General features: G+C 31.5%; 15 protein-coding genes and 1 pseudogene. 2 read left to right on the top strand and 14 right to left on the bottom strand.

All coding sequences use genetic code 11. The annotated features are described in order from the left end of the window. Nucleotides 1-10: 10 nt before the first annotated feature. From CN946_RS16775 to CN946_RS16750, 6 genes and pseudogenes are all read right to left on the bottom strand, one after another. Nucleotides 11-241, bottom strand: coding sequence for a hypothetical protein (locus tag CN946_RS16775; RefSeq protein WP_175403448.1), 231 nt, complete (start codon nucleotides 239-241; stop codon nucleotides 11-13). A gap of 983 nt (nucleotides 242-1,224) precedes the next feature. Next, nucleotides 1,225-2,697 (bottom strand): DHA2 family efflux MFS transporter permease subunit, encoded by a 1,473-nt coding sequence (locus tag CN946_RS16770; protein WP_098862198.1) that lies wholly within the window; start codon nucleotides 2,695-2,697, stop codon nucleotides 1,225-1,227. 725 nt (nucleotides 2,698-3,422) lie between these two features. Then, the gene (locus CN946_RS16765; RefSeq protein ID WP_098862197.1) at nucleotides 3,423-4,286 is read right to left on the bottom strand and encodes a PIG-L deacetylase family protein; all 864 of its coding nucleotides are present in this window, start codon (nucleotides 4,284-4,286) and stop codon (nucleotides 3,423-3,425) included. A 128-nt stretch (nucleotides 4,287-4,414) separates the two neighbouring features. Beyond that, entirely contained in the window at nucleotides 4,415-5,494 is a 1,080-nt protein-coding gene (locus CN946_RS16760; protein ID WP_098862196.1) for a bifunctional glycosyltransferase family 2/GtrA family protein, read from the bottom strand. Between the two features lie 556 nt (nucleotides 5,495-6,050). Next, nucleotides 6,051-6,371, bottom strand: coding sequence for a YbjQ family protein (locus CN946_RS16755; protein WP_097977451.1), 321 nt, complete (start codon nucleotides 6,369-6,371; stop codon nucleotides 6,051-6,053). A gap of 166 nt (nucleotides 6,372-6,537) precedes the next feature. Beyond that, a pseudogene (locus CN946_RS16750) lies at nucleotides 6,538-7,130 on the bottom strand (AAA family ATPase). 138 nt (nucleotides 7,131-7,268) lie between these two features. Here CN946_RS16750 and CN946_RS16745 point away from each other — a divergent pair. Further along, nucleotides 7,269-7,970, top strand: a complete 702-nt coding sequence (locus CN946_RS16745) for a polysaccharide deacetylase family protein (protein WP_098862195.1) — start codon at nucleotides 7,269-7,271, stop codon at nucleotides 7,968-7,970. Nucleotides 7,971-8,043: 73 nt separating this feature from the next. Here CN946_RS16745 and CN946_RS16740 read toward each other — a convergent pair whose 3' ends face one another. From CN946_RS16740 to CN946_RS16710, 7 genes are all read right to left on the bottom strand, one after another. Beyond that, on the bottom strand, nucleotides 8,044-9,159 hold the full coding sequence (locus tag CN946_RS16740; RefSeq protein ID WP_098862194.1) for an MGDG synthase family glycosyltransferase: 1,116 nt from the start codon (nucleotides 9,157-9,159) through the stop codon (nucleotides 8,044-8,046). 32 nt (nucleotides 9,160-9,191) lie between these two features. Continuing rightward, the gene (locus tag CN946_RS16735; protein WP_098862193.1) at nucleotides 9,192-9,764 is read right to left on the bottom strand and encodes a hypothetical protein; all 573 of its coding nucleotides are present in this window, start codon (nucleotides 9,762-9,764) and stop codon (nucleotides 9,192-9,194) included. Nucleotides 9,765-9,899: 135 nt separating this feature from the next. Next, a complete protein-coding gene (locus CN946_RS16730) occupies nucleotides 9,900-10,547 on the bottom strand; it encodes a DedA family protein (RefSeq protein WP_098862192.1) in 648 nt (215 codons plus the stop codon). A gap of 26 nt (nucleotides 10,548-10,573) precedes the next feature. Beyond that, the gene (locus CN946_RS16725; protein WP_098862191.1) at nucleotides 10,574-11,926 is read right to left on the bottom strand and encodes a sensor histidine kinase; all 1,353 of its coding nucleotides are present in this window, start codon (nucleotides 11,924-11,926) and stop codon (nucleotides 10,574-10,576) included. Next, nucleotides 11,904-12,578, bottom strand: coding sequence for a response regulator transcription factor (locus CN946_RS16720; RefSeq protein ID WP_098862190.1), 675 nt, complete (start codon nucleotides 12,576-12,578; stop codon nucleotides 11,904-11,906). Before CN946_RS16720 ends, CN946_RS16725 begins: the two co-directional genes overlap by 23 nt. A 27-nt stretch (nucleotides 12,579-12,605) precedes the next feature. Continuing rightward, the gene (locus tag CN946_RS16715) at nucleotides 12,606-13,190 is read right to left on the bottom strand and encodes a phosphatase PAP2 family protein (RefSeq protein WP_176547357.1); all 585 of its coding nucleotides are present in this window, start codon (nucleotides 13,188-13,190) and stop codon (nucleotides 12,606-12,608) included. A gap of 245 nt (nucleotides 13,191-13,435) precedes the next feature. After that, nucleotides 13,436-14,647 carry a serine hydrolase domain-containing protein gene (locus CN946_RS16710; protein ID WP_098862188.1) on the bottom strand — a complete coding sequence of 404 codons (1,212 nt, stop codon included), beginning with the start codon at nucleotides 14,645-14,647 and terminating at the stop codon, nucleotides 13,436-13,438. 171 nt (nucleotides 14,648-14,818) lie between these two features. On the opposite strand from CN946_RS16710, the gene CN946_RS16705 reads away from it, so the two are divergent. Continuing rightward, complete coding sequence (locus CN946_RS16705) at nucleotides 14,819-15,445, top strand: trimeric intracellular cation channel family protein (protein ID WP_098429030.1); 627 nt, start codon at nucleotides 14,819-14,821, stop codon at nucleotides 15,443-15,445. 65 nt (nucleotides 15,446-15,510) lie between these two features. Here the strand turns inward: CN946_RS16705 and CN946_RS16700 are convergent, their stop codons facing one another. After that, nucleotides 15,511-16,062: an NADPH-dependent FMN reductase gene (locus CN946_RS16700; RefSeq protein WP_098862187.1), complete on the bottom strand. Its 552-nt coding sequence runs from the start codon at nucleotides 16,060-16,062 to the stop codon at nucleotides 15,511-15,513. Nucleotides 16,063-16,415: the final 353 nt, after the last annotated feature.

Here is a 16,415-nt window from a genome sequence, read left to right as displayed (position 1 = left end):
TTTTAAATTATCACTTTTCTTTTTTATAAAATCGTTCACCTGTATCTGGATTATAGTAAACTCTTGTTTTCTCCCCTGTTACAGGATCAATATTAACTTCGCTAGTTCGTTGAAATCCTTCTGGTATTTGGTTTCCATGATTTCGATTAAATCGTTTATCGTAAATAAAATAACCTAGCAATAAACAAATAATGAGAAATAATATTTGGATACCATAAAAACCGAAAATAAATGTTTCCACTATATTTTCTCGACTACTACAGCAATTCCATAAGCTACAATTTCACTCATACTATTCTCCATGAATTCAGACCCCCAAAAATTGTTTGTATTACAATACTTTACAACCTACTCACTAAAATTTGTCCGTCATTTTGTCCTTATTTGGGATATACTAACATTTCGCAGACATTAATCATTAACAACTTGTTCGGACGTTCACAACTACTATAGACAAGCAGAAATTAAGCATTCAAATTTTAATTATTACTACCGAATATATTAGATCCCTTATGGATTTGATTATAGCAAGCATTTTTTGATAGGTCTACGTGAAACTTATTTTATTTAAATTGTAATTTCTATCTTTGATTTATCAGACGTAGATGTTGTTGCACATTCAAAATATGATATGTCTATTTATTCTGAATATAACCCTAAATTTGTTTTCCTGTGATGCTGATGGTTCTTATCAAATCCTTGGAAATGTGCAAGTTAGTCTTCTTGCTAGGTATCTATATTCCAAATATTGTAAAACATTTAAAACAGCTGTTTACTTGTAGCGATCGGCATGGGGGTTTATTTGCTCCTACCTTTTTTAGCGGCGAAGAGGTCAACTCGTTCAGTTGGAGTATGTTGCTGCTTTTCGTATCGAGTATCTTCTTCTTGAACAAAACCGAATTTGTTTGGTTGATAATAGAAACGGTGTTGCTTCTTCGAAAGCAGACACAGTTTTTTGTAATTAGGCAGTTTTGTGATCGCTATTTCGATGCTTGACTGCTTATGTTCGAGGAAGTTTAGTCAACTTACTATTTCTCCTATTTCTTCAACACCTCGATTTGGTTCTTGGCGATAGTCCTTAGCTAACGATCCTCCTACTTCCAATATAGTAGGGGACTTCCTTCACAAAGGAATTGCACATAACTGACGCATTTTAAAAAATAGGCAACCCGAAGTTTAATTCTAGTTGCCCATTTCCTCAAAATATTTGATAATTTAGATCAATTAATGACCAACCATCATTGTTTCCCTAGCCTGTTTATTTTCATCATCTGTAGACTGCTGTAACTTTGGTCTCTTAAGAGTCCATGCAATTAACCAACCTAAAACAGCAATTCCTGCAGCAAGTAGGAATGTATCTCCAAATGAATCAACCGTTGCGTGTAATCTAGCTTGAATATCTGCTGGATTCTTTATTGTACCAATATAATGTTTTGCTCTGGAAGTTAAGAAACTCACCATTCCTGCAGTAGCAAATGAAACCATTACTTGTTGCGCGGCAGAAGTAAGTGGTGTAACACGATTCACTAATTCACGTGGTGCAGACTGTAGTACATGAGTGTTTAATCCCATCATTGAAGTCCCCATTCCAATACCCATTGAAATTTGGCACAAGATGAAAAAGGTTTTACTACTACCGACACTGAGGTTAGATAATACAATCAGTGTACATGTCACAATTGCAAGACCAACAATACTTAAAGGACGAGCGCCGAATTTGTCATAAAGCCTACCGCTAATTGGCATCATGATTCCAGATGCAATTGCTTGAGGGAAGATCACGAGCCCTGTTTCAAGTGGTGTATAGTTCTTAATTGTCTGTAAATACAACGGTATAATTAAAAACATACCGAAAAGCGCAATTTGCATTAGCCATGTTGTGATTGTACCAAGCGTAAAACCTCTTGATTTAAATACTTTTAACTCCATGATTGGGTGAGGATGACGTAACTCAACAATAATGAATAATATCAAGCTAACGCCGCCTACGATGAGGCCAATTAGTGTATTACTTTTAAGCCACCCATTTGAACTTTCACTTACCCCATATGCTAGCATCGAGAAAGCAATTGGTGCTAAAATCATACCCAAAATGTCGAGTTTTGGTACTGGTTTTGTATCAAATTTTGGTAGAAATTTAAGTGCTAATAAAACAGCAAGAATCCCAACTGGCACATTAATTAAGAAAATCCAGTGCCAAGTTTGATATTCAACAAAGTATCCAGCAACTAATGGTCCAAGCGCTGGTCCAAGCAGCATAGGGATACCCAACATCCCCATTAATGCTCCCATTTTTTCTGGCGGTGCAATTCTAAAAACCATTGCCATACCAATTGGTGCAACCATTCCACCACCTAAACCTTGTATGACACGATATAAAATCAATTGATTCGGTGTGGTCGCAAAAGAGCAAAGAAGTGAACCTAATGTAAATAAGACAATGGTTATGATGAAGACTCGCTTCGCTCCAAAATGATCCATCAGCCAACCTGCTAATGGGATAACTGCCGCTACGGCAAGTGTGTAACCAGTAATAGTCCACGACATAGTTGTTAAATCACTATGCATGTCTTTTGTTAATGAATTCATCGCAACATTGACAACTGTACTATCCAAAATAACCATAAACATTCCAGCTATCACAGCTGTCAGTTGTAAAAATGCTTTCTTCATTGAAAATTCTTGTGCATTTGTCATCTATTGTTCTCCTTATTATTTAATCATTCCAATTAATGATTATTGTTTTAAAAGGTCATTTTAATGAGTCGTCTAATATTAAAGAACAATATGTAGTATTTCCTTTTTTGCTAGAAAAACGTTATTTCGGAATGTGAAATTTAAGCTATCGGATAGCCTTATCGAACCTATTGACCAGGTTTTCTCGATCAGGTAACCGAACAACCCTATCCCCATACACTCATATAGCTTTTGTTGCCAGTAATATTCACTTATGAAAACTGCTTACCTTGTAGACATAATAAGTATCATAGCCTATATATGCAGCAAATAATGGCTATTGATGCGGGGGTAAATTAATATTTTTTAAAATACTTCAATGTATTTTAAATGCGTTCAATATTCGATAGAAACTAATATGAATCAAACGCCAGTTATACAATTATTTTATTATTTATTGGAACACAATCAATTTTGATCAGATATTATTGATATACTATATGAATTTTTAATAGTATTTATCCTTCAGCATTTTTGGTCCAATTGAGCAAAGGTTAAGAAAAGATTAGCCAGATTCTTCAGAAGATATATCAATTTTGTTTATGAAAAAATTGAAGTTATTTTCCAAACTGCAACTGCTTTTATCGGATAAGTCTGATCATGAAAAAAACTCCCGAACTTAACTTCGGGAGCTTTACTAATCAGCAAAAATCTTTCACGTCAACTTTACAAAACAACTTAAAACATTACTTATTCTCTTCAGCCAAATAAAAATACTCCCTGTCTAGCACCCTAAAATAAATCCAATAAGGAATCTGCCGATGCCCTGGAAGCAATGCATTTACAGCCTGCTGCTGCGTTTTATAACACTTAGATAACTCATCTATCTGCTTACCATAGTCTTTAACTAACACAGCATTAGTTGGTGTCGGAGGTCTTTGATTTTCCCTAAGCGGATATTTTTCGCGAAGTTTCTTTCCAAACTTCGAAACACCATCCCAGACTTTCGGGGGCAGTGTCACCATGTATAATCTTTTAGCAGAAAAAGACGAATCGTCCTTATGTTCACGAAACACTTCTCGAACCATTTTTGCAGCAAAAATATGATCTGGGTGCCCATAATATCCCACTTCATCATCGTAAGTGAGAATCGTCGTAGGTTTATATTTTTTTATTTGTTGATAAATGTAGTTTTTCAACTCAATTGGATTGACTTCAGAAATTTCACCATCTGGAAAAGTTGCTTGAACAGGTGTTACGCCAAGCGTTTTTGCTGCTTGCTCTCCTTCTTTTTCGCGTGCTTTTCCTAGTTCATTCTTCGAGACTACACCACCTGTTTTTCCCGCTTCTCCTTCCGTCAAAACAACCATCGTTACCTTGGCGTTTTCTTCGTGAATCTCACGAAAAACTTCTCCAGAAACGGTAATCTCGTCATCAGGATGCGGAAAGATAAGCATCATTCGTTTTGGTGAATCTTTCGGAATCAGAGAATTTGTTACAACTGCTTTTTTATCTAAAATTAGGTTATGCACTAACCCAAGTCCGACAGTCAGTATTATTAAAATAGTGAACAACACAATTAAAATCCGACCAATGAATTTATTAACCATATTAGTTGCTACCTTTCTTACGGCCTTGAAAAATTGATTCAGCGTACTTTTCCAAAGAAATAAGCGAATCGTCTAGCTCAGATCCGCCTAATTCATAAAAATTTCTAATCATAGTATCCTAAATAATTTTATGTTTTGCTAACTTTTTGACGTTTCTTAGTTTTTTCAAATACCCACTCGTTTTGAATTTTGAAACTACTGAACGAAAGCAATAAGTCCACAACAATTTTTAATATACTAGCTCCACCGTGGAAGGCATCTTGTAGGAAAGTAACACCATACGCTGAAACGAGCATTTGAATCCCTGATAAAATATAGTAGCGTACGACAGACCTTGCAGACGAATGTTTGAAAACTGTTTTGGCATTTAATATGTAATTGACGATTGATGAAATGACCCGAGAGATAATCCCAGCCCATAACACGGCCGCGCTTGTGCCAATCCTATGTTCTAATAAAAAAATAAATAGCACAAATAACCCATAGTCAACGACAAAAGAAATAAGAGATGATGATAAAAACTTAAAGAACACAAAATAAATTTTGATGGAATCCACAAGAGGATTAAAGTGTGAACTACTGTTATTATCTAAATAGATTGTTTCAATTAGTGTCTCCTTGATGTCGATCCCCTGCTGTTTACAGCCTAGAAGCATGTTCAACTCATATTCAAACCGAGCACCAGACAAATTAAGTGAAAATTTCATATATGAAACAGGAATTCCACGTAAGCCCGTTTGTGTATCTGTAACAGACAAACCTGTTAGATATTTAAAAATTGAGCGAGTTAGTGTGTTCCCAAATCGACTACGGAACGGTATGTTCTCCTCAGCAAAATTTCGCACTCCTAAGATTAAATTATCTGGCGATGCCATCAAAGCTCTTGCCACTTGATCAATATCCTTCGGTGTATGCTGTCCGTCACAGTCTGCTGTCACAAGTCCAACCGAATTTGAGAAATTTTTTAAAAAATATGAAATGCCTGTCTTAAGCGCCATCCCTTTCCCTAGGTTGTGAGCGTGCTCAAGAACGGTACATTGGTCCACTTTACGTAAATTCTGAAAAATTCCATTGTACTTGGCATCACTACCATCGTTAACGACTATAATATGTGGATTAAATTTAGATTTCAATTCCTTAACCAAATGGATCAGTCGATCATCTGGACTAAGAGCTGGTATTAAAATAACGGGAAAGTGATACTGCATTTATTCGCGTCCTCTCAATCATTTCCAATAGCAGTTCTAGTATCTCACAAACACCACCGTATAAACGATTCCAAATACTGTGGTTTCATGGATTCAGACGTATTTCTTAGAGTTAGTCCTTAAATAGGATTGACAGCTTAATTGAATGTTATGAACGTTGAGTTTATTCCACGCTTTTCCATGATTCGGTCTTTTCTAATCACTGTGATTAGTACTATCCATATCTCTTTAATCACATTTAGTGTCATAAATAATTCTTTTCATTCTGGAATGAACAAGATTACTAAATGTATAATTAGCCATCCTTGTCCAACTGTTATATCATTTATTGCAATAAATGATCGCTAAAGCAGGCGGCGTTGTTCAACTAATGCACTGCCTTATCCATACATGAATCCTCAGATTCACAACAGTGAATGGAATAGTAGTTGAATAAGGTTTTATTATCGGTTTTTTTACAATCCTTAGTACAAATTGATGTAACAAAATCGTTATCGCACCTAATATTAAGACTAATAGTTGAAGTAAAAAAACCTTGAAATTACAAGGTTTTTAATCATATTTTCTCGACTAATACAGCCGTTCCATATGCGACAATTTCACTCATGTTTTGCCCGATTTCACCTGAATCAAAGCGCATCATAATAATTGCATTTGCATCCATTTCACTAGCATTTTTAGTCATACGGTCCATCGCTTCTTTTCTCGCATCCTCAAGCATTGCAGTGTATTGTTTGATTTCTCCACCAACAAGACTTTTTAGACCAGCTAAAATATCGCCACCTAGTCCTCTACTACGTACAATTACTCCAAATACAGGACCTTTTACTTCAACTAGTTTATACCCTTCAATGTTTTCAGTTGTAACTACGATCATATTGTTCACCTCAAAATTTTTATTCTTTACACAAATATATTTATCCAATTTTGTGTATGTATTTCAATACCATTTTTAAACTTCATTAGTGAAAAATGGAAAATTTGAAACGTATAATGTATTAATTCTATGTAATAGGTATAATCCCTTTTTACTAAAGAGAAATTCATTTTCTTAGAAAATTATTATGAGTTAAAATTTCCAAGACTGATTCTTCTACTTCAATTGAAGCCTTCTCATTTACATCAATAAACTTAGTGTTAAACTGCTTATACCAATCTTTTTCATATTGATATAATTTCATATTTTGGTCAAATGAACTTCTTCTTTTTGACAAATCTTTTTGTTTTCTTCTTTCAAGAATTTCAAATTCAGCATCTAAATAAATAATTAAATCAGATCTGCATTTTCTAAGTTGATTTAATTCATCTTTTAAATAATATTCTATATCCCATGAATAACCGTTTGCGATTGAAAAAAATAGTGTATAGAATTCGATGTCTTCTGGACCACGATCAAAAAGAATATTTTCGTTATAAAAAAGCTTAAATCGTTTAATTTCTGCTTCAATAAATAATTGCTGATTTTTTATAAACCCCTCTAATGTATGTATATCAAGTTTTAAATTATTCCTACTTTGAACAATTGGATAGGATTTTCATATATTACGTAAAAATTTTTCAAATGTTTTTCTAAGCTTTTCGCAAGTGTTGTTTTTCCACCAGCCATTGGGCCTTGGATCGATATTATCTTTCTCATTTTATCACCTACTCACTTTTCGATAGTACAATCTTATTTCATCATAATATTATCTGCATTTAATTACCAAGAAAATGTAAATTGGACTATAATATTGTTATATGATTATTATTATTTAAAGTTAGTTAAGGAGAATTTATGCTTAGAATTTTCAGCGTAATCGGAGGTTTACTATTATTATTATTTATTCTTTATGGTCCATTCCCGAGTTTACTAACACGTTTATTTAAATTCTTTTCAATCCATCAAGTTTCTACTAAAGGTCAAAAACGAATTGCTTTAACTTTTGACGATGGGCCACATCCAGTTTATACGACTTTACTTTTAGATTTACTCCGAAGTCATTCAATTAAAGCAACTTTTTTTGTATTAGGTTCAGAGGCAGAAAAGTATCCTGCGATCATTAAAAGGATACATGAAGATGGTCACCTAATAGGAATACACAATTATAAACATAAATGTAATTGGTTTCTAAGTCCAAAATACTTAAAAAATCAAATCGAAAAGACTGCAAGTATTATTAAAAAAATAACGAATAGTGAGCCACTATATTATCGACCACCTTGGGGATTAGTTTCACTACCACTCCTATTTCAAAAGAAGTACCAAATTATTTTATGGTCTGTAATGGCAAATGATTGGAGTAGTAAAAACGGAAGTGAAGGCATTTATACTCTTTTGTTAAAACAAACGAAACCAGGATCAATTATATTGTTACATGATAATGGAGATACATTTGGTGCAGATGAGAATGCTCCTATTCATACAATAAAAGCATTAGAGAGATTTATTGAACATTGTTTACAAAACCAATATCAATTTGTAAGGATTGATCATTAGCTATTTAATAAAAGCAAACACCACAAGGATTCCCATACCTTGTGGTGTTTTTACGTATTGATAAAGTTTATAGTCATAAAGCTTCTAAGATAATTGAACTAAAAATATCATTGACAATTAATTGTGAACTAAACCCTTTATTTAATGCAGTTAAAGATGATTTCATTTGTTCTAAATGATTTGATTTGAAAAGGATTCGGTTAATATAAAAAGTTAATTCATTTAACGACTTTACTGTAACTGAAGCACCAGCATTTTCAAAAATTCTTGAATTCTCTTTTTCTTGACCTGGTGTTGGTTTATATAGGATTGTCGGTAAATTACATGCAATACATTCTGATAATGTAATACCACCAGGCTTCGTAATTAACAGGTCAGATTTTTTATACAAATTACGTATATTATTTACATAGCCATATACTTGTAGTCGGTCTTTGTATTCTTCATTTAACTTACTTAATTTATTATAAAGTATGTGATTATAGCCACAAACAACTGCTATATGAAGTTTTGTTTCAGCAAGTAACTGCTTGGCCATTTTTTCTACGTCCTTTAATAATCCAACTGCCCCAGCAACTATTAAGATTTGATCGTTTGATTTCGAATTACTTGTTCCTTCATTTAAAAAATCTATTTCTTTAAATTCTTGGCGAAGTGGTATACCAGATACAAATATTTTCGATAAAGAAACGCCTAAGTTCACCATCTGATGAATTAACCCTTCCGTCGCGATATAATAGCGATCGATTTCATTATGGATCCATGAACGGTGAATATAATAGTCAGTAACAACTGTATATAATTTACAAGGATGTGATGAATATTTTTTCCATTTTGCTACAGACCCAACTGGAAAAGTAGTAATGATAATATCTGGCTTCTCTTTTTGAAGAATACTTTTTATATTCTTTCCACATAATTCTAAAAGCCTGTCAAAAATGACTGTACTAAATAATTTCTCAGTCCCATAGAAGAACCATTTATAAATTGTTTGGGCATGTTGGAATAATTGCAAATGAATATTTTTTGCAAATACATTTATTGTTGGATAAGCTTCTTCGTAAATATCAATAATTGTTACATCGTTAAAGTTAATATGTTCAAACTCACTTTTTAACGCTTTAGATACTTCTTTATGCCCATTTCCAAAACTCGACGTAACGACAAGTATTTTAGGCTGCATTACCATACTAATCAACCTCTTTTGAATAGACAAATTAATTAAACGAATGTATGAATTAACATTGAGATTACAACTGCAAATGAAAGATAGTAATGCCAGTTTTTATCTTTTCGTTTATATCTTAAAAAACCGAATATTCCTAATGGAAGTAGGAGCAAATAAGTTATAACACCTGAAATATAAACAGCATCTGTTTTCCATTCAAAAAAAGTCATAATCACAGAGTGTACAGTAATTAAAGCAAAAGTAATTAACGAGATTGGGACATGTATTAACTTGCACCATTTCAATAATTTACCTAAGTATTTTTTAAATTGCTTTTTGTCATTTAATTTTTTAAATCTAATTAAAAAATAAAGCGGAAAGAGAACAAATGCCGCAAATACACCTATTCTTCCAAAGGAACCTTTATCTTTCGCATACATTTTTAAAGGATTTATTTTATGAAAACCATGTTGTATTCCATTTTGTATATGAGGTCCCATATTCGTTAATAATTCAGTTCGATGCGAGACTTTCCACCCTGCAATGATGAAAATTATGATTGAAATTGCTAAAGCTATATAAATTAATTTTCTCTCAGATTTATTTTTTATCCAATTACTAATCATTTTGATTTGTTCCTTTCAATTTTTGAAAAAATATTAGTAAATACAATATCCATTTTCCCTCCCTTTATCTACAACAAATGTACAAAATGAAAGTGAAAATTTAATGAAAATAGTATTATGATTTAGTGAAAATGATTAATTTTGAGTCAAATTTCTTTTCTTACTTAATTTTTTAAGTAAATCGATTACAATTGGAATGATTGAAACAAAAATGATCCCAATTGTTAATAGACCAAAATGATTTTTTACAATTGGAATATTTCCAAAAAAGTAACCGATTGACACCATTAGCCCAACCCAAAGTGTCGCTCCGAAAATGTTATATGAAATAAATTTTGAATAGTTCATTTCACCGATCCCTGCTACAAATGGTGCAAATGTTCTAACAATCGGAATAAACCTTGCTAATACAATAAATTTAGGACCTTTTTGTTTGTAAAAGTTTTCAGTTTCATGAATGTATTTTGTATTTATTTTCTTACTCTTACTTAATTTACTTCCAAATTTCTTACCTATATAATAATTTAAAGAATCACCTAAACTAGCTGCGATTATGAAAAGGATTAATAGTCCAAAAAAGTTCAATAAATGTAAGGAAGCAAGGGCACCTGCTGTAAAAATTAAAGAATCTCCTGGTAAAAATGGTGTCACAACGAGTCCTGTTTCCAATAAAATAATGAAAAATAAGATGATATAAGTAATTGCCCCATAGTTGTGCACAAAAGTTAATAAATGTTGATCTAAATGCAATATGAGATCAATTAAATTTTTAATAATCTCCATCTAACTCTAACTCCCCCAAAATTTTTCTATATATTTGATTTAATTTGAAATAAATTTGAAATCGGAATTTTAATTTTAAAACTGCTACCCTTTCCGAATTCGCTATTAACGATAATTTCTCCATTTAAAGACTCAATAATCGATTTTGCGATTGATAAACCGAGTCCAGTATTCCCTTCATCTCTTGACCTATGCTCTTCAATTCGATAAAACCGATTAAATATTTTGTCTTGAAGCTCTTTTGCAATTCCAATACCATTATCCTTTATTTCATAATAGAAATAGTTTGCTTTTTTTTCTGATCTTACGTAGTAATTTAACGAAATAATACGTTCGTCTTGTGAGTATTTAATCGCATTATCAACAAAGATGTTAATCAATTGTTTCAGACTTTCTTGATTTGTTTTTACAATAAATTTCTCTTCATTTAATAGCTTTATTAATTGTTTTTTTTCTGATGCTTTATATTGCCAAGCTTTTTGAATTTGTTCAGAAAAGACATCGATTCTAAATTCTTCAATATTAACTTTGGCTATTTGTTTATGATCAAGTCTTGCTAGAAACAGTAATTGATGAACTAGATTTCGTGTATCACTTAATTCCTTTTTTAAATCGGATAAGGTTTCTTTTCCAAAATCAGATAGACGATCTTGTTCAACGCTTAATACATCAATACCAGCTTGTAATACAGATAATGGTGTTCTTAGTTCATGTGAAGCATTTTCTACAAATTCTTGTTGTTCTTTATAAGATGCAATAATAGGTTCCATTGCCTGATTTGTAATTTTCTTGCCGAAGTAGTACGCCATAAAACAAAAGATAATTGAGAGTAAAAATGAGATACTGATAAACTGTTTTATTAAATAAATAACTGACGATAAATCTTTACCACTATAGATTGTACCGAGGTAATGATTTGATGAATCATATACCTTTTCTGCAGCAATCATTAAATTTAGTTCTTCTTTTTCATGAGGTGCAATTCGTTTAATAACAACTTTATTATGATTTGGATTAATCTGTTTTAAAACTTTTTCTATATCCTTTGTATACCCGGGTGCAGTTTCATCATAGATTTCAAATCCGTTATTTTTATTTAAAAAATAATTAAAATAAACATTTTTACGTTTATGTTTTTTTTGAGTAATGTCATCATTTGGACCTTGAGATGCAGCACTCATTTTTACTTCTTTTATCTCTTGCTTTAATACTGTAATTAGATCACTCTTTTGGTCTAAGTAAATGTAAAACGATAATACAATTCCTACTGAAATATTAAATAAAATAATAAAAATCATTAAAATTCTAAGATTGAAAAATGTTAATCGCTTGCTAATTTGTTGAAATAATGAGATCTCATTTTTCGATTGTATATCCAACACCTCTAACACTCTTTATATAAGTTTTCTGATCTGGTGGATCAATTTTTTTTCTTAGATTTTTTACATACGCTTCAACAGCATTACTTGTTACCTCTGATTCAATTCCCCAAACTCTTTCAAAAATAACTTCTCTAGTTAGCACAATCCCTCTATTTTTTACTAATAAATCAAATAATTGTAATTCTCTTTGCGTTAATATAATTTGTTCATTGCCTCTACTTAAACTAAAGTTTGTCCGATTATATGTTAAGTCTTCTATCGTGATTATTTCATCTTGAAGTGGGGCAAAATTCCTTCGATTAAGTACTTTAATTCTTGCGGCAAGTTCACTAAAATCAAATGGTTTGATTAAATAGTCATCCGCTCCAGCTTCTAATCCTTCAACACGGTGGTTAATACTATCTCTCGCTGTTAACATTAAGATAGGTCCTTTAAATCCATCTCTTCTAAGCTTTTTGCATATTTCTAAACCACTAATTTCAGGTAACATCCAGTCCAAAATAAGTAAATCAAAATCATAGTGAGTAGCTAATTCCAATGCTTGCTTCCCATTAGTAGTCCATTCGATTTGAAATGGAGTTTGTGTTTTTAACAAATGGGTTGTCATTTTCCCTAATTTTTGATCGTCTTCAGCAAATAAAATTTTCAAAAGATGTCTCCCCTATTAAGTTCTTAATCAGGAACTTAATTTCTTTTTCATATTAGATGGTAACTTTGTTATTATTCTTTCGTATATTTCCAATAATATTTTCATTAATGGTTCCGTTAATGATGATGTTTTTAAAACAATAATCGCAACTATACCAGCCAAAATAAATGCACCAATAATATCAAAAGGATAATGTACCCCAACAAAGATTCGTGAAATACCAACTAATATCGCCCAAACAAGTGAAATCAAACCTAAACGATCTTTTCTAAGTAATAAAATAAGTGAAGTAGAAAATACTAATGTTCCATGATCACTTACAAAAGATGAATCGGATGAATGTGAAATCAGTTTCGTCACATGGTGATTAACAAATGGTCGTGCATGGTAATAAAATTGATGGATAATAAAGTTACCACCTAATGCTAAAATAAGGGTTAAAACGATATAAAAAGCTGTATGCTTACGTTCGCTACCTTTTTGAATCCATAAATAACATAAAAGTCCAATTACGATTAAAATGGCAGATTTAGATAAAAGTATCATTGCATTATCTAATGCCGGCCATTTGCCAGCAAAACTATTTATTAATTTAAATATTGAGTAGTTCATTAAAATTCCCTCCATTTTTTTGATCGGAAATTATTATATAAAAGTTTTATGAAAAATTGATGAAAATTTAATTGGAAGTTTATATTACAAATAAAAAAAGACCTATTGAAAAATAGATCCTTGTAACTTAGACTGCAGTTATTCAAACAAGTTAAGTCTGATAGATAGTATTTTTACTCCACGATTTAACAGATATAAAAAATTGTAGTTTAGGACAAAGAATTCCTATTTCTTAATTATTTACCCTACACCTGTTTTAGTAATCGTTCTTCAATAACATGCTTATAAATAACTTCTGCTAATTCTTTTTCTACTTCGAATCTTGAATTTTCAGATAAATCAAACTGACTTCCGTTCATAATAAAAATCATGCCAAATTGTTTTTCTTCATGCCAATATAAGTTGCTGATTAATCCGTATGCTTCACCCGCATGCCCGATCATTTCTTTGTAGCCTGGTAAGAAGTCGTGGCTAATATGAAAACCAAGCCCCATTTTACTAAAGAAGTGATTATTATCTTCTCTAGACCATTGAATTGATGTCATTAATTTTGACGTATTTTGTTCAAGAATTTGTTGTCCATTTAAACTCCCATTTAACATATGGGCCCGTAAAAACTTACTTAATTCAACTGCGGAAGTCCTTAGTCCACCTTGAGGTTCAAATAATCCTCCATGATTACCGATGATGTATTGATCCCAATGATTTTTCGAATATCCACTCTGCCTAACATCATCAATCGTTACTTTATATTCATTTGTATGTTTATTTTTCTCATATAGGTTTGCAAGTTCATGGCGTTTGTTAAAATTAGAATATGAAAAAGCTACATTCTTCATTTCTAGCGGTTCAAAAATATTTTGTTTGATAAATTGGTCAAAGCGTACATTAGTGACTTTTTCAATAATAGCACCGCATATGATCGCGCCAATATTTGAATACATCCAATGATCGCCTGGTTTCCAATCTCCCCATATATCTTTCGTAAAATACTTTCCATTTTCATCTAATAAATCTGTAAGTTGTAATGAAAAATTTGAATGTCCATCTTTAATATACTTTGCATAAACACTATTTGAAGCATCGTCTGAGTTAAGTGAAGATGTATGAGTTAAAATTTGTTTCAACGTAATAGAAGAATTAGGGAATTTAGGATTTCTTATTTTAAAACCTAAATAATGACTAATATCTTGATTTAAATCTATTAATTTTCTTTCGACTAATTGCATGATTGCTGTAGCTGTAAAAAGTTTTGAAATGGAAGCAATTCGAAACATCGTATTTTCTGTAACTAATTCTTTTGTTTCTAAATTACGATAACCATAAGCGTCAGACCAAATCAGTTTATCTTTTAAAACAGCAGCAGCTTGACACCCGACAATATTAAATTTGTCCATTATTAATTGAATTTCTTTTGATACAATTTTATTTTTATGTTGTTTAAATTCGTTTTGCACTTTAACCTCTCCAATCTATATATTCAAGTGAATTTTATGTAAAATACTGTAAATTTTTTATGTAAAAAATTTTTTTTAAATGAAGCGTTTTCAAAGTTATTTTAATATTGTAATAGTCCCAACCTGTTGCTAAAATGAATCATAGAAAATGGAATTAAGGGGATAGAATGGATGATTTTGATCGAGGTTTTTGTTTATGCAGGGATTATAGCTGCTAGCATTTCTGGTACTTTGGTTGGTATTCAAAAGAAATTGGACTTATTTGGTGTTGTTTTTTTAGCAGCTTGTACTGCGCTTGGCGGAGGGTTAATTCGTGATATTATTTTAGGTCAAACGGTACCGAATGCTTTCGCAAAACCTCAATACTTTATCGTAAGTACAGTCGTTTCAATTGTAACATGGTTATTTTACCAACGAACAATGCAGTTCCAATCAACTTTAATCATAACTGATGCAATTGGTTTAGGTGTTTTTACGGCTGTTGGTTCATATTCAGCAATTGATCACGGTTTAAAAGGTTCTTTTTTAATTATTTCGATGGGTTTAATTACTGGAATTGGTGGTGGAATTATGCGAGATGTATTCGCAAGAGAAATTCCATTTGTATTCCGAAAAGAAATTTATGCAATTGCAGCAATTATTGGCTCTATTACAATTTTATTTACACATGGTGAATTTACTAAACTGCAATCTTTGTATATTTGTTTTCTAATTACTACAGCAATTAGAATGATCGCGGTACGATACAAAGTAAATTTTCCTATTAGAAAGGTAAATGATAAATCGTTTTTACTTTAAGCTTAACAAAAAATGTTAAGCTATTTTTAATGGTCCTAACCAATAATTGATTAGGACCATTTTTATTACTTAGAAACACTATTTGATTCTATGTATTCTTTATATAAAATTTCTTTTTGTACATATTCTTTTAATTCATCAATCACTTCAGCTACTTTTGCAAAAGTTTCAGGCTTCACAACTGTATCATTTTCAAAATCAACTGGATCTAAAACTAGTTGTTTTGGTAATGCATTTCCATAAACCCCACGAATGACAGTTCTCATACTATTTAAAGCGTTTATACCACCTTTTCCACCACCAGCTACTGCTAATAATGAAATTGGCTTTTTCTTAAATGGCTCAGAGCCTAATAGTTCAACTAGATTTTTTAAAGCTCCACTCATCGCATTATTGTACTCTGGCGTACAAATAACGATTCCATCAGCTTTAACTAGTAATTCTCTAATTGCTTTAACTGCTTCTATTTCTTTTTGTTCAGCTTCCCCATTATAAAGAGGAACTTGTTCAAATGCTAAATCTAAATTTGTAAAATTATTAGAATCTGCGATTTGTTTTGCTAAGAATCTAGTTCGACCATTTGCTCTAGGTGAACCATTTACTACTACGATATTCATTTAAATTCCCCTCACTATTTAAAATAGTTGTCAAATAATTGACAAATTTTTACCAATAATTCTTTAAAACTACAAATTATAGTATAAATGAAATCTATTTATTTGCCTATTAATTTAAACAGAATTTAATGAAAACTTCGATTTTAAATCTCTTAAAAGACGTGGGATTTATTATGAACTTCATATGAGTAAGTTAATCTCATTTTTTTACCTTTTTACTTCCTCATGTACTCTTTATGAGGAAGTTAATCTCATCTTTTTGCCTTTTTACTTCCTCATGAATCCTTTATGAGGAAGTATGTCTCATCTTTTTCCCTTTTTACTTCCTCATGAAGGTTGTGCCCATATAATTG

The sequence above is a fragment of the Bacillus sp. AFS053548 genome, from assembly GCF_002575105.1.
In the GTDB taxonomy this organism is placed as follows: domain Bacteria; phylum Bacillota; class Bacilli; order Bacillales; family Bacillaceae_G; genus Gottfriedia.
The sequence above is the reverse complement of the archived record's forward strand: the minus strand, read 5'-3'. Positions and strand labels throughout refer to the sequence as shown.

What these genes read in the sequence shown, in the direction of transcription:
- CN946_RS16770 (WP_098862198.1), bottom strand. Translation starts at nt 2,697, where the DNA reads ATGACAAATGCACAAGAATTTTCAATGAAGAAAGCATTTTTACAACTG.
- CN946_RS16765 (WP_098862197.1), bottom strand. Translation starts at nt 4,286, where the DNA reads ATGGTTAATAAATTCATTGGTCGGATTTTAATTGTGTTGTTCACTATT.
- CN946_RS16760 (WP_098862196.1), bottom strand. Translation starts at nt 5,494, where the DNA reads ATGCAGTATCACTTTCCCGTTATTTTAATACCAGCTCTTAGTCCAGAT.
- CN946_RS16755 (WP_097977451.1), bottom strand. Translation starts at nt 6,371, where the DNA reads ATGATCGTAGTTACAACTGAAAACATTGAAGGGTATAAACTAGTTGAA.
- CN946_RS16745 (WP_098862195.1), top strand. Translation starts at nt 7,269, where the DNA reads ATGCTTAGAATTTTCAGCGTAATCGGAGGTTTACTATTATTATTATTT.
- CN946_RS16740 (WP_098862194.1), bottom strand. Translation starts at nt 9,159, where the DNA reads ATGGTAATGCAGCCTAAAATACTTGTCGTTACGTCGAGTTTTGGAAAT.
- CN946_RS16735 (WP_098862193.1), bottom strand. Translation starts at nt 9,764, where the DNA reads ATGATTAGTAATTGGATAAAAAATAAATCTGAGAGAAAATTAATTTAT.
- CN946_RS16730 (WP_098862192.1), bottom strand. Translation starts at nt 10,547, where the DNA reads ATGGAGATTATTAAAAATTTAATTGATCTCATATTGCATTTAGATCAA.
- CN946_RS16715 (WP_176547357.1), bottom strand. Translation starts at nt 13,190, where the DNA reads ATGAACTACTCAATATTTAAATTAATAAATAGTTTTGCTGGCAAATGG.
- CN946_RS16705 (WP_098429030.1), top strand. Translation starts at nt 14,819, where the DNA reads ATGATTTTGATCGAGGTTTTTGTTTATGCAGGGATTATAGCTGCTAGC.
- CN946_RS16700 (WP_098862187.1), bottom strand. Translation starts at nt 16,062, where the DNA reads ATGAATATCGTAGTAGTAAATGGTTCACCTAGAGCAAATGGTCGAACT.